Here is a 15,413-nt window from a genome sequence, read left to right as displayed (position 1 = left end):
GGTCCGGACCGCGACGCGGCGGCGGCTGTGGGCTTGCGCTCCGGGACCGCAAATGAACGCAAGGAGCGCAAATTCTTGCGCGATCCATGCGGTCATGGACTTCGAGGTCCAGGGGAAGCGGGTGCTGCCGGGGACGTCCGGGCGGCGCCCGGCATCGGTCCTCTCGCGGAGGCGGTCGGCGTTGTTCGTGAACTTCAGCGGGATCGTCGCCGGGACGGCCGCGTCCGCGTCGGCGGGGACCCTGAACGCGAGAAGCGCCGTAGGCGGATTCCGGCACTGGCATGATCGGAGATCAAGTCGGCCGAGGTGAGGCGGGATCAATGAAGGTGCTTGTCAGTGGCGAGGTGCATGTGGACTACGGCCAGATGTTTGTAGTGAGCGGCGGGGACGAATGCGACCTGCACGATGCCTTCGCCGGGCAGGAGGGCGTCGGGCTCTGCGGGGGCGGAACGGACGGGACGCTGTTCTTACTGACCGGTCTGCACATCGGTGGCGTCGGCTTCACCGCCGAACTGCATGACAGCCGACCTGTGCTGGAAGAGACGTGGGAGGAGATCGTCGAGGTCCCGTTCCGGCCGGTGTCGGAGGAGACGAAGCTGCGGCAGTGGAACTGGAAGAAGTGGTGGGAGTTGGGACTGGAGATGCGCGACTACCGCGTGCGGTACTCCGCCACCGGTATGGATGCCGGCAGGAGTATGAACGTCCGGGAGGACGACGAGCCTCAGACGGATGACCGGTATCTGCTGCAGTTCTGGCCTGCCCCGCCCGAACCGGCACGGCTGCTCAAGCAGACCAGCCGTGCAGCCGCGTCCTGGCACGACTTCGCCACTTCGCCCGTGGGCTGACCGCTGGAACGGACCGGCTGCTGAAGCCCGGTGAGGACTCAGAGTCTCGCGGACGGCTCCGGCTGCCCCCGAATCGGCACGTAGGCGGCTTCGGTGGCGGACGGCCATGGTGGCTCAGCCTTCCAGGTAGGCGAGTACTGCCAGGATCCGGCGGTTGTCGTCCTCGGACGGTTCGAGTCCGAGTTTGGTGAAGATGTTGTAGCTGTGCTTGCTGACGGTCTTCTCGCTGACGAACATCCGGCCGGCGATGGCGGCGTTGGAGCGGCCCTGGGCCATCAGCGTGAGCACCTCGTGCTCACGCGGGGTCAGCTCCAGCAGGAGAGGGTCTGCCGAGCGGTGGGTGAGGAGGGCGCCGACCACGTCGGGGTCCATGACCGTACTGCCGGCGGCGACCTGCCGGACGCCTGCGACGAACTGGCCGACGTCCAGCACCCGGTCCTTCAGCAGATAGCCCACCGCCCCGGCGCGGTCCGACATCAGTTCCCTGGCGTACAGCTGCTCGACGTACTGCGAGAGCACCACGACGGGCAGGCCGGGGATCCGCTTGCGTACGTCGATCACGGCGCGCAGGCCCTCGTCGGTGAAGGTCGGAGGCAGCCGCACGTCGACGACCGCGACGTCGGGCCGGTGGGTCGTCAGCGCCCTGATCAGAGAAGGGCCGTTGTCGACGGCGTCGACGACCTCGAAACCGTTGGCCTGGAAGATCCGGATCAGGCCCTCTCTGAGCAGGGCGAGGTCTTCGGCTATGACGATGCGCACGGCAGCGACATCCTTATCTCGGTGGGTCCGCCGGGCGGACTGTCGGCGGTCAGCGTGCCGTCGAAGGCCGCCAGCCGCCGCGCGATGCCCCGAAGGCCGGTGCCGCCGTCGGGACGGGCGCCCCCGCGGCCGTCGTCGGACACCCGCATCGTCAGCGACCCCGCCGTCGTGCCCGGGTGGGGCGTGAACTCCACGGTGATCTGTATGTGCCGGGCCTGGGCGTGCTTGATGGCGTTCGCCAGGGCCTCGGCAACGACGAAGTAGGCCGCGGACTCGACCGGCGCGGGCAACCGTCCGGGCAGGCGGGTGACCACCGTCGTCGGTATCGGGTTGGCCAGGGCCAGGGCCTGCAGGGCGCCGTCCAGACCGCGGTCCGCGAGCACCGGCGGGTGGATGCCGCGTACCAGGTCGCGCAGTTCGGCCAGGGCGCTGGAGGTGGATGCGCGGGCCTCGGCCAGCAGCTGCTGGACGGCCTGCGGATCGTCGGGCAGGAGTTGTTCGGCCAGGCCCAGGCTCATGCCCAGCGACACCAGTCGGGCCTGTGCGCCGTCGTGCAGGTCCCGTTCGATCCGGCGCAGTTCGCCCGCCTGGGTGTCGACGGTCTCGGCCCGTGACGCGGCCAACTGTGCGACGCGGGCCCGTAGCTGTGTCTGCGCGGTGGGCGCCAGCAGGGAGCGGATCACCAGGGCGCTGAGGTTCGCCAGCCGCTCGGCGGTGGTGTACCAGAGCAGGAGGAACACCGGGCCGAGCGGGACCATGGCGAACGACTCCTGGACGCTGTGCAGACGAAAGCCGTTGCCCAGCGGTGTGCGGAACACCTGAGGAGGGGTCAGCGCGAACAGCAGCGGATAGGCCAGGTAGAAGACGCCGCAGAGGAAGAGCAGGAACGACAGCCCGTAGGTGAACCACCCGGTGATCGAGTTGGCCACCAGCCAGGCCCAGTCCCTCCAGGTCGCAGGGTCGCGCAGGATCGCCCCCAGCCGCATCGGCCAACCGCCGTCGGGTGTCGGCAAGTAGGGCCGGGCCACCGGTTCGCCGAGTCGGTCGGCGGCCCACTGACGGTGCAGGTCGGCGAACCAGCGCACCAGGACGGTGGAAAGCAGGGTCAGCGGGATGCCGACCCAGAGCACGACGACCGTCACCGAGGTGATCCAGAGCGTGAGCAGGCCGAAACCCAGGACCGCACCGAGCAGCAGCACCAGCGACCAGCCCAGCAGGCTCACCCGCTGGGCGAGACCGGCGCGCGGGGCGACGCCGGGCGCGGGACGTTCCCCCGACTGCGGTGTGCCACGGGGGAAGTGGCGCTCGCCGGTGTGAGTCATCGCGCTCCAAGGTCATGCATCGGTCCATCGTCGTGCATCGGTGCCGCGTCGACCGGCCGGCCGACGCCAGGCCATCGTCACGGGCCAGAAGTTGATGATGACCGGCCGGCCCGAGTTCGCGCACTGGGGTTATCTCCACCATCGCAGGGGCCCAGCACCCGTGTTCTTCGCCTGCGTGGCCGGGAGGCTGAAGTGGTCGGAACGCGTGGTGCGGCAGGCCCCACGTGGATGCGGTCTTCGCCCGACCCGATCGGCCCGTTCCCCACGTTCGATCGACCCATGACCCCTGCCCCATGTCCAGGAGGACACCTCATGCTCCGGAACACGCCCTACCCGGGCCACGCTCGGCAGGCATACCTGACGCTGGCCCTGGCCGCGGCACTGACGGGTACGCTCGCGACCTGCGAGGCGTCCGCCGCGTCGCAGGGCACCGCCCATACCCGGACCGGACGGCCCGGCGTGGTGGCAGCCCAGGAGGCCCGACTGGCAAGGCTCGCCCAGCAGGACGTGGAGGCCGGAGCTCCCGGCGTCGTCGTGCGGGTCGGCAAGGGCGACGGGCGGGCGATCGAGATCGCCCGGCAGGCGCCCTGGACCAGGGCCGACCACGCGCTCGCCGCGAGCGACGAGTTCCGGATGGGCTCCCACACCAAGACGATGGTCGCCACCGTGGTCCTCCAACTGGTCGCCGAACACCGGCTCCGGCTGACCGACCCGGTCGAGAGGTGGCTGCCCGGCCTCATCCCGAACGGCGCCGCGATCACCCTGCGGATGCTGCTCAACCACACCAGCGGCCTGTTCAACTACACCACCGAACCCGACGTGCTCAAGGCGTTCACCGGCCAGGACACCAGGGTCTGGACGCCCCGGGAGGTGCTCGCCGCCGCCGTCCGGCACGACCCGCTGTTCGCACCCGGCACGAGTTACTCCTACAGCAACACCAACTACACCGCGCTCGGCCTGATCGCCGAGAAGGTGACCGGACACACCCTGGGCGACCTGGTCCAGGAGCGGATCGCCGGGCCGCTGCACCTGAAGAACACCTACCTGGTCACCGGGTTCGGCGAGACGAAGAACCCCCGACTCGCCCACGGCTACGAACCGGACGCCGCCCACGTCGGCCCGCTGCTTCCCCCGTACGCGCCCGCCGGGACCGCGTTCGCCGGCCCGGCCCGGTCCGCGGGATACGTCGACACCACCGGGATCAACGCCAGCACGCTGTGGGCCGCCGGCGGCATGGTCTCCACCGCGCAGGACTGGGCCCGCTTCTCCAGCGCGCTGATCTCCGGCAAGCTCCTGCCGCCCGCCCTGCTGAAGGAGATGCGCACCACTGTCGCCGAGGAGTCCGAGTTCCCGAACCGCCGGTACGGGCTCGGTCTGGAGGAGGTGTCCACCCCTTGTGGCACCGTCTGGGGCCACAGCGGCCAGGCTCCCGGCTACTCCAGCGAGGACTACACCGACTCCACCGGCCGCCGCACTGTCTCGGTCTTCACCACCACGATCTTCGGTCTGGCCTCGCCGCGGACCGGCCCAACCAACCCGGCCGGCCCCGCCAACCAGGCACTGGTGAACGCCGCGGTGTGCACCATGCTCGACAAGCCGATCCCCACCACGCCCGCGTCCGCGCCGACCGACTCCTGAGCCCGCAGCACGCCCGCGTCCGCGCCGACCGACTCCTCATCCCGCACCACCACACCCGCGCACCCTGCCGGCCGGGCTCCTGAGTCCCCACCGCGCGTGTCCCCTGCCGGCTGACTCCTGAGCCCGTGCAGACACCTCGATCCGCCGCCGGGGACGCGGGCCCCGGTCGGCCGCGGCCCCCTGGCGGATCGACGCGGCCGCGCCGACCAGTGCGCGCCGGCCGCCCCCTTCCGCTCTCTTCCACTCTCCGCACCGCAAAGAAGGTTGTTCAGCCATGTCCGCACTAGCCAGATGGTGCTTCCGGCACCGCCTCCTCGTCGTCGGGATCTGGGCCGCCGTGCTGGTCGCGCTCGCCGTGCCGTACGCGACGCTCGGCGCCCGCTACTCCGACGCGTTCAGCCTGCCGGGGACCGAGTCGTCGAAGGCGCAGGCGCGGCTCCAGGCGTCCGAGCCCCGGCAGGCCGGGGACAGTGACCAGATCGTGGTGCACCTGCGCCGCGACGGGTCGATCCGGGACCCCGCCGTCCGACAGAAGGTGACCTCGATGCTGGACCGGGTCGCGGCACTGCCCTCGGTCGCCTCGGTGACCAGCATGTACGGCCCCGCGGGAGCGCCCCGGATCAGCAAGGACGGCAGGACCGCCTACGCGACGGTGACGTTCGACGCCCAGGCCGACCGGATACCGGTCGCCGACGTCACTCGGGTCATCGACACCGCCCAGGCCGCGCGAGATGTGGATCTGCAGGTGGAACTCGGCGGCCAGGCCATCAGCTCCGCGGCCGAGGGCGAGGCGCAGAGCACCGAGGCGATCGGGCTGGTCGCCGCCGGCATCATCCTCTTCGTCGCCTTCGGCTCGCTGCTGGGCATGCTCCTGCCCCTGCTGGTCGCGATCGCCGCGCTCGGCGCCGGACTGCTCGCCGTCGGGCTGACCTCGCACGTGATGACCCTGGGCAGCGACGCCCCGACGGTCGCGGCCCTCATCGGGCTCGGAGTCGGCATCGACTACGCCCTGTTCATCGTCACCCGCCACCGGACCGGCCTGCGGACCGGCCTGGCACCCGAGCAGGCAGCGGTACGCGCACTGGACACCTCCGGGCGGGCGGTGGTCTTCGCCGGACTCACCGTCGTCACCGCCCTCCTCGGTCTGCTCGTCCTGCGGATCGGCCCCCTCAGCGCGATGGGGATCAGCGCCGCGACGGCCGTTCTGGCGACGGTGATCGCGGCGGTGACCCTGCTGCCGGCCCTGCTCGGCCTCTTCGGGGGCAGACTGCTGACCAGGCGTCAGCGGCGAGCCCTGATCACCCGGAACCCAGGGACCGGTCACCCGCCCCTGAACAGGCAAGGGCACGGAACGGCAAGGTCCCGGAGCCGCTGGGCCGAGCAGGTCGAGCGCCACAGGACGTTGTTCGCCGTGGCCGCGCTCCTTGTCGTCACCGTCCTCTCGCTGCCCGCGCTGTCGCTGCGCCTGGGGACCTCGGACGCCGGAAACGACCCGAAGGGCACCACCACCAGAGCCGCGTACGACCTGCTCGCCCAGGGCTTCGGCGCCGGCTCCAACGGCCCGCTGGTGCTGGTCGCGGAGTGGGGCGCGCCCAGCGACGGGCCGGCCCTGAACAGGCTGGTCTCGGCCGTGCGCAGTACTCCCGGAGTGGCATCGGCAACGGCCGGGTCGCCCGCCGCGGCGACCGGACTGTCCGTCATCGACGTGGTGCCGACCGGCGCGCCGCAGGACGAGGCCACGAGCGCCCTGATCACCCACCTGCGCGAGGACGTCGTCCCCGCCGCGGAGCGGGGAAGCGGTTTGACGGTCTACGTCGGTGGCGCGACCGCTGCCTCCGGTGACCTGGCCGACCTGCTGGCGGGCAAGCTGCCGCTGTTCCTCGGGGTGATCGTCGCACTCGGCTGCCTGCTGCTGATGGTCGCCTTCCGCAGCGTCCTGGTGCCGCTGACCGCCGCCGTGATGAACCTGCTCGCCTCGGCCGCGTCCTTCGGAGTCGTCGTCGCCGTGTTCCAGTGGGGATGGGGCTCCGAACTCCTGGGCCTGGGGAAGGCCGGGCCGGTGGAGGCCGAGCTTCCGGTGATCATGCTGGCCATCCTCTTCGGCCTGTCCATGGACTACCAGGTCTTCCTGGTCAGCCGGATGCACGAGGAGTGGGAGCACACCCGCGACAACCACCGCGCCATCCGGATCGGCCAGGCCGAGACCGGCCGGCTGATCAACGCCGCCGCCCTGATCATGATCTGCGTGTTCACGGCCTTCGTCTTCGGCGGCCAACGGGTCATCGCCGAGTACGGCGTGGGACTGGCCGCGGCCGTCGCGATCGACGCCTTCGTCCTGCGCACCGTGCTGGTCCCGTCGCTGATGCACCTGCTGGGACGGGCGAACTGGTGGCTGCCCGCCTGGCTGGAGCGGATCCTGCCGCGCGTGTCGATCGAGGGCACACCCTCGCGCGAACCCCTGCCCGTCATCCCGGTGCCCGTCGTCCCCGTGCCCGCGAGCGCCGCTCGGGCAGAACGGACGGCGGGTCTTCACCACACGGGTGTGACGACGACCGCGAGCCGACCGGCGGTGGTGCCGCCGCCGGCTCGGCCCGAGCCGTCGCTACGACAGGACAGCACGCCGCGCGCGGCGAAGTCGGTCGCTGTGGCGTACCTCTGGTGGTTCTTCCTCGGCCTGTTCGGCATGCACCACTTCTATCTCGGCAGGACCGGCCGTGGGCTGCTGCACCTGTGCACCCTCGGCATCTGCGGGCTGGGCTGGCTGTCCGACGCGTTCACCCTGTCCCACCAGGTCCGGAGCGCGAACGCCCGCGTCGCACAGCAGGACGTCGCACCCCGGGCCGACGCCCCGGCCCTGAACGACCCCGTCCACTGACCGACGGATGCGCCGACAGGCGGAGAGGCCCGGCTCAGGCCGCGTCGGCGGGCGAGGGGGCTTGGACACTGTCGAGGAGCTGCCCGAAGGTGATCTTCTCGTCGGTGGGGCCGCGGGCGGCGACCGGCCGGGCCGTCACTCCTGCGGCGTCTGCCGGATCTTGGCAAGCGTCAGGACACCGCCGCCGATGCCCCATCCGGCGTCGGCGACCTCTTCGACCAGTACGAGGGTGGTGGCCCGGGCGCCGTCGCCGAAGATCTCGGCGTACAGGTCGGTGGTGCGGGTGATGATCTGCTCCTTCTGTTCTGCGGTGAGGGCGCCGGCGGGGACCTTGAAATTCGCGAACGGCATGGTGCTCTCTCTTCGTGCGGGGGCGCCGAAGCTGCTCACAACGAGCAGGAGGTCGACCCCGATGGGGCAACCATCCGTCCGAGTCGCCTGCCCCGGCCAGGGCTGAGCCCACCCAGGGGTCACCAGCCCCTGGCTCGGACCCCGACGGAGAGGCGACGATGAGCGGGTGAACCTTCCCGAGCTTGCGGCGTTCCTCAGGTCCCGGCGTGACCGGATCCGGCCGGCCGACGTCGGCCTGGCCGCCGGGCCCCGGCGCAGGGTGCCCGGCCTGCGGCGCGAGGAGGTCGCGCAACTGGCAGGCCTGTCGGCCGACTACTACACCGAGCTGGAGCGCGGACGTGGCGCCCAGCCCTCGTCCCAGACGCTGGCCGCCCTCGCCAGGGCGCTGCGGCTGGGCGGCGACCAGCGCGACCACCTGTTCCATCTGGCCGACCGGCCGCTGCCCGCATCGGCGCACGGCACGAGCGCGCGGCACGTCCAGCCCGCCCTGCTCGGGCTGTTGGACCGGCTGGCCACCACCCCGGCCCAGGTCATCACCGACCTCCACGAGACCCTCGTCCAGAACGAGCTGGCCGCGGCACTGCTCGGCCGGGCTCCGGAGCCGCGCGGCCCCGCCACCGGCTTCGCGTACCGCTGGTTCACCGATCCGGCCGCCCGCGCGGTCTACCCGCCCGAGGACCATCCGCACCACTCACGGGTCTTCGTCGCCGACCTGCAGGCAGTCTCCGCCCGCCGGGGCCGCGACACCGAGGTCGCCGGGATGACGGCCGCACTACGGCGGCGCAGCGCGGAGTTCGCTGCCCTGTGGGACACCCACGACGTCGGCCTGCGCCGCACCGATCACAAGCGCATCGTGCACCCCGCGCTGGGCGTCATCGAGTTGGACTGCCACAGTCTGTTCAGCGAGGACGGCCACCAGCGCCTCCTGTGGTTCACGGCCCCGCCCGGTACCGAGGGCGCCGCTCAGCTTGAGCTGCTCGGCGTCATCGGCACGCAGGACATGGCGGCGACGGAGGCCGCCTCCCGTACCGAAGGCGGCGTCCACGCGGACTGAGAGTGGATGGCCAGTCCCGGAACCCGCGGCGGAGACGGTTGCGGATCCGCTCGGGCATGGTGTGGGCGATTCCCCGCTCCCCGCAGCCAGGTGCGGATGGCCTTGGAGTGACACCAGGACATCGACGACGGCCAACAGCTCGTCGTGACGGACTCGGCCGCCCGCTCGGCTTCACCGTCACCGGCGGTAACGCCAACGACTGCACCCGGTTCACCGCCGTCATGCAGGCCACTCGCGTGCCCCGGATCGGCCCCGAGCGGGCCGACGAGATCCGCAACCCTCTCCGCCGCGGACGCCACGGCGGACAACCCTTGGCCTTCAACAAAACGGTCTACAGGTGCCGCAACGTCACAGAACGCTGCTTCAACCGTCTCAAGCAAGGGCGCGGCATCGCCACCCACTACGACAGGACCGCCCAGTCCTTCGAAACCGCCATCAGCCTGGCGGCGACATGCCGGCGGTAGCCACCGTCGACCCGCACTTTGCGGATCGTGGGCTGCGTGGCGGTGACTTGGTCGATCAGGTGGGTGTCGGCGATGAAGTCCCGCGGCAGGCTGCCGGACGGCGGGACGAGGCTGACGCACCGCGTCGAAGGTCACTTGGATCTGCTTGATCGACGCCACCCTGGACGACTCGGCTCCTTCACCGTCGCGTGTCCCGCGTGGTCGATCGGTCGGCGGACAGGCGGACCTCCGGCGTGCCGAGGAGAACAGGCGTCTCGCGGGCCGTGCCCATGGCTTCGGACTTTTGGGCTGGGCCGCCCCGGTGGAGTGGGCATCTGGCGCACGCATTTTCGCGCCGGCGAGGCGTTCCGTGGAGTGGCCGCGGACCTTGCCCACCATGTGCGGGGGCGCCCCTGAGGGGATGGCGTCGGTGATGCAGGTCCTCCGGAAGTCGTGGGGCCGCCACCGCGCGGTGCGTGCGTCGGCGGGGCAAGGATCCACGTCGTCGTCCGTGCCGTCGAGGACGGCTGTGCAAGGGCTGCCGAGAGGTAGCCTCCGCCGCGTGCCCCCTCTCTCCGGCCAGGTTCGGCTCCCGGGACCATGGTGGCGGCCGTGCGGTTGCGGCTCAGTTCCTGCCGGGACTTGTCGGAGGCCTGGCGACAGTGCGTACGACTCAGTCCGGCCGTCAGCCGCCGACGGGGCCGGTGTAGGTGCCGGGGTGCGTGGCGCCGTCCTGGAGCAGGACGCTGCCGCCGGGCCAGGCCAGGGTGGTCGAGGTGGTCTCGTTCGGCGGGGTGACGACGACCGAGGTGGCCTTGAACTCGGTGCCGCTGCCCTGGTTCCACGGCAGGAAGGTGATGGTGAACGTCGTGCTGCCGCCGGCGGCCAGGGTGACCTTCTTGGGCGTCGCACCGCTGCGGGTCAGCGACCAGCTGCCGCCGGAGGACTTCAGATCGACCCCGGGGAAGCCCTGGATGGTGCATGCGGCGGACGTCTTGTTCTTCAGCACCACGGCCAGCTGCTGCTGGTCGTCCGAGCTGCTGACCTTGCCGTCGCCGGAGCCGAACGAGAAGCCCAGCCCGGCGGTGTGGCACCGGCCCGCGCCGGTGCCGCCCCCGCTGCCGCCGGTACCGCCGCCCGTGCTGGTGCCCGTACTGCCGCCGCCCGTGCTGCTGCCCGCATCCTTCGTGGCACCCGCGTTCTCGGCCGGGGCGCCGTCGGTCGCGGTGGCGGAGGGTGAGGAAGCCGGTGCGGACGACTGGTCGCCCGACGCGTCGTTGCCGCTGCCGTTCCCGCAGGCGGTGAGCGTCAGGGCCAGCGCGGACGTGGCGGCGAGTGCGGTGGCGGCGTGAAACAGGCGCATGGTGGTTCTTCTCCGTAGTGTAAGGGGCGCTGGCGGGCGCCGTGTTGATCACGACAGTACAAGGCGATCATCAACGGCCCTGTAACAGAGGTGTCCTGACCTCGCGTCAGCCCTTCAGAAAGCTTTCAGGGCACGGTCAGGTTCCGCGGTCAGCGCCATCCTCAAGCGGCCCGTCGTCGACGGCAGCGTTCGCTCCGGATCGGTACTCATCAGGGGCCCGGTCGGGGCCGCGTGAATCCCCAGGTCGTCGCGCGTGAGTGAGGGTCCGCAGTTCTTCCAACCACCCTGCTTTAAAGGGACTTGAATGTATGGTCGGCTGCGGCCTCTCACCGGGAGGGGCCAACGCAGGGGGAGAACTGTGTCAGACGCCATCCGCTTTCCGAACGTGATCGTTTAGTTCGGGTGGGTGGGCATGAACTGCCGTTCGTGGCGGGAGAGATGGGCGTGGTTCATCCGCTCGTCTGGCTCGTGGAGGTCGCTGGTGGTGTCGGTGCTCGGTCTGCTGGAGGCCAGGGAGAAGAGGGTCCGGGAAGAGATCGCGCGGTTGCGGGAGGAAGCCGAGCGGGTGCAGGCCGCGCTCGGTGAGGCGGAAGCTGTGCTTCAGCGGCTGGTGGACGCCCGGGTGACAGTGGCCGAGGTACTGGCCGGGCCGCCTTCGGTGGTCGCGGAGCCGACGGGCAGCGCGGTGGCGGGTTCGCCGGTGCCCCGGCGGGAGACGGGCAACCGGAAGCCGCCGAACTCCCTATCCAGCCTCGGGCTTCACCGCAGGGCGTTGTTCAGCCGAAAGCTACGGATGGGGCTTCTCGGTGCGGTCGGTCACGGCAGGATCTCGACGTACCCGTCGGTTCCGTGCACGCGGATCCGCTGCCCGTCCCGGATCAGCCGGGTGGCCCGTTCCACGCCCACGACGGCCGGCAAGCCGTACTCCCGGGCGATCACCGCCCCATGGGTCATCAGGCCGCCCACCTCCGTCACCAGGCCCGCGACTGCGACGAACAGTGGCGACCAACTGGGGTCCGTGAAGGTCGTGACCAGGATGTCGCCCGCTTCGAGATCGGCCTCCGCGATGTCAAGGATGACGCGGGCCCTCCCCTCGATGGTCCCGGCGGAAACCGGGAGGCCGATCAGGGCGCCGGCCGGCACGTCCTCGCGCCGGTACGCCCCGGTGACGGCCTCACCATCCGAGGTGAGCACCCGGGGCGGAGTGAGCGCGTGGTACGACCGGAAGGCGTCCTTGCGCTGCTGGATGAGCCGGTCGTCCGCCTGGTGCGAGCGCACGACGTCGTGGAGTTCCTGGAACGTCAGGTAGAAGATGTCCTCCTTCTCAGGAAGCACGCCTGCCTGCACGAGACGCTCGGCCTCCTCCAGCAGGGCCTGCTTGTAGACGAAGTAGCGGCTGACGATGCCGTACTTCGGGTACTCCCGGTACCCGATGAAGGTTCTGACCCGGTCGATCATCCTTTTGGCCTCGCCGGCTTTCCGGTCCCCGTCCGGCAGGGCCCGCAAGCGTGACAGCACGTCCTGTTCCTTCCGCTGCGCCTTCTGCCGCCCTTGTTCGAAGCGCCGCTCGGCGGCGCCCGGCTCGAAGTTCCTGACGTTGTCGAGGAGCACGGGCACGAGCGTGGTGGGGCGTTCGCGCCAACGTGGCCTCGTGATGTCGATCTCGCCGACGCAGCGCACGCCGAACCGGTCGAGGTAGGCCTCCACGGCGTCGCGCGCTTCGGTCCCGCCCGCGAGCTTCGCCAGCTCGTCCAGGTAGCCCTCGTCCTCGACGCCCTGCAGGAACGCCACTACCTCCGAGTGAGGGCGGATCACGTCCGCGACGTCGAGCAGCGCCAGTCCCATCTCCGACGTGACGTTGTCGGGGGCGGACAGCGTCAGCGTGTCAGCCGCGTTCTTCTCGCCGAGCCACTCCTGCAGCGTGTCGTTGAGCCACCACGTGGCCTCCATCCCCGCCATGATCGCCTGCATGCTCAGCGGATCACTGAGGACTCGCTTGTGCTCCTCGAAGGCCTCCAGCAGGAACTCGAACAGCGCCGGTCCGGTCTTCGTCCGGATGTCGCGCTCCAGGGCGGCGATGGACACCTGGCTGCGTTCGATCAGCTCGGTGACGATGGCCGGATCGGTCTCGATCGTGGCGGACGCACCGCCGGTCGGCGGCCCGCCGGGACCCGCGCCCGGCAGCGACGGGACGAAGTCGTCGCGGTCGAGGACGGTCTCCAGAGCGTCCCTGACCAGCGGATCGCCTCTCCCCATGACGTCCAGGAGGCCGGCGCGGCTCGCGGGCGAGGCCAGGCGCCGGGTGACGTCGACGAACAGCCTCCCGCCGGCCGTGTGCATCGGCACCATGGCCGTCAGCTGCCACATGGAGAGCCCCAGGGGCTTCATGGGGTCGGTCATCATCTGCTGATGGCCGACGGAGACGTAGACGTGATTCTCCTGGTCGCCGGTCTCGGGGATGGGGAACAGCGTCGTGACCGGCCGGCTCTGAACGATCCGGAAGCCGTCATCGACCAGGCACCATTCGATGTCCTGCGGGCGGCCGAAGTGCGCTTCGATCCGCCGCCCGAGCTGCACGAGCCGCACCACCTGCGCATCCGTCAGCGCCGGCTGCTCCTGCCGCCGCGAGTCGATCGCCACTTCCTGGGTACCGCCGGTCGGCAGGGCGTGAACGGCACGCTGTTTGGCGGCGATCGCCTTGGCGACGACTTCGCCGTGTCGCACCGTGAAGACGTCCGGGTTCACCAGGCCGGAGACCAGGGCCTCGCCGAGACCGAAGCCGGCGTCCACGGTGGCGACCTTCCGGTTGCCCGTGACGGGGTCGGCCGTGAACAGGATGCCGGACGCGTGCGGGAAGACCATCCGCTGCACGACCACGGCCATGTGGACCGTACGGTGGTCGATGCCGTTCCGCTGGCGGTACGTCACGGCCCGCTCGGTGAACAGCGAGGCCCAGCAGCGGCTGACGTGCTGGAGGATCGCCGTCGGCCCCACCACGTTCAGGTACGTGTCCTGCTGGCCGGCGAAGGAGGCCGTCGGCAGGTCCTCTGCCGTCGCGCTGGATCGGACGGCGTAGGCGGCCTGCTCGCCGAGCCGGGCGAGCGCGCGGGTGATCGCCCCCGTGAGATCGTCCGCGATGGCGATCCCTTCGATGGTCCGGCGGATCTGCGCGCTGAGCGTGCGGATCGCCTCCCGGTCGTCCGGGTTCAGGCGCGACAGCTGATCGAGCCGATCGTCGAGCGACGGCGCTTGCGCCATGACCCGCCGGAAGGCGTCCGTCGTCACGCAAAAGCCGGCCGGCACGCGGATGCCTTCGATCCGCGACAGCCCGCCCAGGTGCGCGCCCTTGCCGCCGACGACCGCGACCTGCGTCTCGTCAACCTCTTGGAGATCCAGCACGTACCGCTCAGTCATCGCGGTACCTCCGAGGCATCCGTGCTCCCTGTCCCTGGTTGCCGTCCCTCTGACGAGTCGGTCGGCCGCTCCGGCCGGTCGGGCCAATGCGTCGACAACAACACACGCACGTCGTGTCCCCATTTCCGCAGGTTGTGGCGTCGGCCGACGATTCTGCTCCGTGACCCGGGTCTTGCGGCAAGCCCCCCAGCGCGCTATAGCTTGAGAGTGGCAAGGAGAGCTCTCTCCTTGCCTTTGCCTTTTGCCGTCCGCTGGAACCGACAACCTTCTCGCCAAGCGGTGGCGTGCCGCGCGAGTGCTGGGCCGAGCTCGGCAAACGGACGTTTGAGGGTCGCCGACACCGCCGTCAGGCCAGTCCGGTGACGTGCCGGTCCGGCGGAGATGCCGGAGGAAGAACCGGGCCGAGTTGTCGACCTCGAATCCGGGCACCTGGTTGTGCCTGCCCGGGTAGGCGTGCAACGCCTTTCCCTTCGAGGCGCAGGCGTCGAACGAGCCGCACGAGCCCGGGTGTACGTCGGATCACGGCACCGGCGGAGCGGCCCGCCGGTGCCGGACAACCCCAACGGGTCAGCACCGATCGCGGACGCGGAGCCCGGCACGGAGCATGAGGGAGGCCCGCAGACCGGGTTTTCGGACCGGCAGGAAGAGGACGAGCTCCATGAGCAGACGCACCCACGGTGGCCCGGCACGGACCGGCCGCAGCCGCGCGACCGCGGCCCTCCTGGCCACCCTGACCTGCGGCGCCGCGCTCGTCTCATGCAGCACGAACAGTGGCGGCGACAGCGGTGCCGCCTCCGTCACCCCGCGCGCCACTCCGCCGGACACCTCGTCGTTCAGTGGCACACCGCCGTCCGCCCTGGCCTCGGCCGCCTCATCGATCATCGGCTCCGCCCGGGCCTCGGCCTCGGCGGCGGCCTCCTCGCTGTCCGCCGCGGCCTCGGAGTTCGAGGCGTCCGTCTCGGCCGACACGGCCCGCGCGAGCGCGCAGGCACAGGCGGAGCTGAAGAAGGTGCAGGGCCCCGGGAACGCACGGTCCGACGTATCCATGACCGGCATGCCCAGGGCGAAGACGGGCGGCCTGCTCGCGGTGCTCGTCAACATCACCAACAACACCGATCGCACGGCCTCGTACGCCGTCCAGATCGACTTCAAGAACGCCGACGGCAAGGTCGTCGAGACCAGGTTCGTGGGCGCGGAGAACCTCAAGCCGGGGCAGCGCGCCCAGCCCGTCGCCATCAGCAGACAGCCCACCCAACCCCAGCTGACCCCGGTCCTGGCGAAGGCCCAGCGGTACTGACGGGCCCCCGGCGCGAGAGCGACATCAGGCAGCCCAACACCAGCACATTGAC

11 protein-coding genes are annotated in these 15,413 nt (G+C 70.8%); 6 read left to right on the top strand and 5 right to left on the bottom strand.

The features are described from left to right. Positions 1-320 precede the first annotated feature (320 nt). The gene (locus AAFF41_RS05735; protein ID WP_343323597.1) at positions 321-845 is read left to right on the top strand and encodes a hypothetical protein; all 525 of its coding nucleotides are present in this window, start codon (positions 321-323) and stop codon (positions 843-845) included. A 114-nt stretch (positions 846-959) separates the two neighbouring features. Here the strand turns inward: AAFF41_RS05735 and AAFF41_RS05730 are convergent, their stop codons facing one another. Together AAFF41_RS05730 and AAFF41_RS05725 are read right to left on the bottom strand one after the other, a co-directional pair. Next, the gene (locus AAFF41_RS05730; protein ID WP_343323596.1) at positions 960-1,604 is read right to left on the bottom strand and encodes a response regulator transcription factor; all 645 of its coding nucleotides are present in this window, start codon (positions 1,602-1,604) and stop codon (positions 960-962) included. Next, positions 1,589-2,926, bottom strand: coding sequence for a sensor histidine kinase (locus tag AAFF41_RS05725; protein WP_343323595.1), 1,338 nt, complete (start codon positions 2,924-2,926; stop codon positions 1,589-1,591). The genes AAFF41_RS05730 and AAFF41_RS05725 overlap by 16 nt, the downstream gene beginning before the upstream one ends. A 312-nt stretch (positions 2,927-3,238) precedes the next feature. Here AAFF41_RS05725 and AAFF41_RS05720 point away from each other — a divergent pair, with 312 nt between their 5' ends. Continuing rightward, positions 3,239-4,564 (top strand): serine hydrolase domain-containing protein, encoded by a 1,326-nt coding sequence (locus AAFF41_RS05720; protein WP_319752786.1) that lies wholly within the window; start codon positions 3,239-3,241, stop codon positions 4,562-4,564. 274 nt (positions 4,565-4,838) lie between these two features. After that, on the top strand, positions 4,839-7,439 hold the full coding sequence (locus AAFF41_RS05715) for an MMPL family transporter (protein ID WP_343323594.1): 2,601 nt from the start codon (positions 4,839-4,841) through the stop codon (positions 7,437-7,439). A 135-nt stretch (positions 7,440-7,574) separates the two neighbouring features. On the opposite strand, the gene AAFF41_RS05710 is transcribed toward AAFF41_RS05715, so the two are convergent. Next, positions 7,575-7,790: a tautomerase family protein gene (locus AAFF41_RS05710; RefSeq protein WP_054238373.1), complete on the bottom strand. Its 216-nt coding sequence runs from the start codon at positions 7,788-7,790 to the stop codon at positions 7,575-7,577. 166 nt (positions 7,791-7,956) lie between these two features. Here AAFF41_RS05710 and AAFF41_RS05705 point away from each other — a divergent pair, with 166 nt between their 5' ends. Further along, positions 7,957-8,844 (top strand): helix-turn-helix transcriptional regulator, encoded by an 888-nt coding sequence (locus AAFF41_RS05705; protein ID WP_319752784.1) that lies wholly within the window; start codon positions 7,957-7,959, stop codon positions 8,842-8,844. Between the two features lie 221 nt (positions 8,845-9,065). After that, complete coding sequence (locus AAFF41_RS05700) at positions 9,066-9,308, top strand: transposase (RefSeq protein ID WP_425526108.1); 243 nt, start codon at positions 9,066-9,068, stop codon at positions 9,306-9,308. Positions 9,309-9,972: 664 nt separating this feature from the next. Here the strand turns inward: AAFF41_RS05700 and AAFF41_RS05695 are convergent. Together AAFF41_RS05695 and rph are read right to left on the bottom strand one after the other, a co-directional pair. Beyond that, a complete protein-coding gene (locus AAFF41_RS05695) occupies positions 9,973-10,650 on the bottom strand; it encodes a DUF4232 domain-containing protein (protein ID WP_319752783.1) in 678 nt (225 codons plus the stop codon). An 816-nt stretch (positions 10,651-11,466) separates the two neighbouring features. Further along, the gene (rph, locus tag AAFF41_RS05690; RefSeq protein WP_343326255.1) at positions 11,467-14,064 is read right to left on the bottom strand and encodes a rifamycin-inactivating phosphotransferase; all 2,598 of its coding nucleotides are present in this window, start codon (positions 14,062-14,064) and stop codon (positions 11,467-11,469) included. Positions 14,065-14,722: 658 nt separating this feature from the next. Between rph and AAFF41_RS05685 the strand changes: the two genes are divergently transcribed. Beyond that, a complete protein-coding gene (locus AAFF41_RS05685) occupies positions 14,723-15,361 on the top strand; it encodes a hypothetical protein (RefSeq protein WP_319752782.1) in 639 nt (212 codons plus the stop codon). Positions 15,362-15,413: the final 52 nt, after the last annotated feature.

This window comes from Streptomyces mirabilis (assembly GCF_039503195.1).
Classification (GTDB): Bacteria; Actinomycetota; Actinomycetes; order Streptomycetales; family Streptomycetaceae; genus Streptomyces; species Streptomyces mirabilis_D.
Note: the sequence above shows the minus strand (reverse complement) of the source record. Positions and strands in the feature narration are given on the sequence as shown.

Excerpts from the sequence above, each read along its gene's own strand:
- AAFF41_RS05725 (WP_343323595.1), bottom strand. The coding sequence starts at position 2,926 with ATGACTCACACCGGCGAGCGCCACTTCCCCCGTGGCACACCGCAGTCG.
- AAFF41_RS05720 (WP_319752786.1), top strand. The coding sequence starts at position 3,239 with ATGCTCCGGAACACGCCCTACCCGGGCCACGCTCGGCAGGCATACCTG.
- AAFF41_RS05700 (WP_425526108.1), top strand. The coding sequence starts at position 9,066 with ATGCAGGCCACTCGCGTGCCCCGGATCGGCCCCGAGCGGGCCGACGAG.
- AAFF41_RS05735 (WP_343323597.1), top strand. The coding sequence starts at position 321 with ATGAAGGTGCTTGTCAGTGGCGAGGTGCATGTGGACTACGGCCAGATG.
- AAFF41_RS05695 (WP_319752783.1), bottom strand. The coding sequence starts at position 10,650 with ATGCGCCTGTTTCACGCCGCCACCGCACTCGCCGCCACGTCCGCGCTG.
- AAFF41_RS05715 (WP_343323594.1), top strand. The coding sequence starts at position 4,839 with ATGTCCGCACTAGCCAGATGGTGCTTCCGGCACCGCCTCCTCGTCGTC.
- AAFF41_RS05685 (WP_319752782.1), top strand. The coding sequence starts at position 14,723 with ATGAGCAGACGCACCCACGGTGGCCCGGCACGGACCGGCCGCAGCCGC.
- AAFF41_RS05710 (WP_054238373.1), bottom strand. The coding sequence starts at position 7,790 with ATGCCGTTCGCGAATTTCAAGGTCCCCGCCGGCGCCCTCACCGCAGAA.
- rph (WP_343326255.1), bottom strand. The coding sequence starts at position 14,064 with ATGACTGAGCGGTACGTGCTGGATCTCCAAGAGGTTGACGAGACGCAG.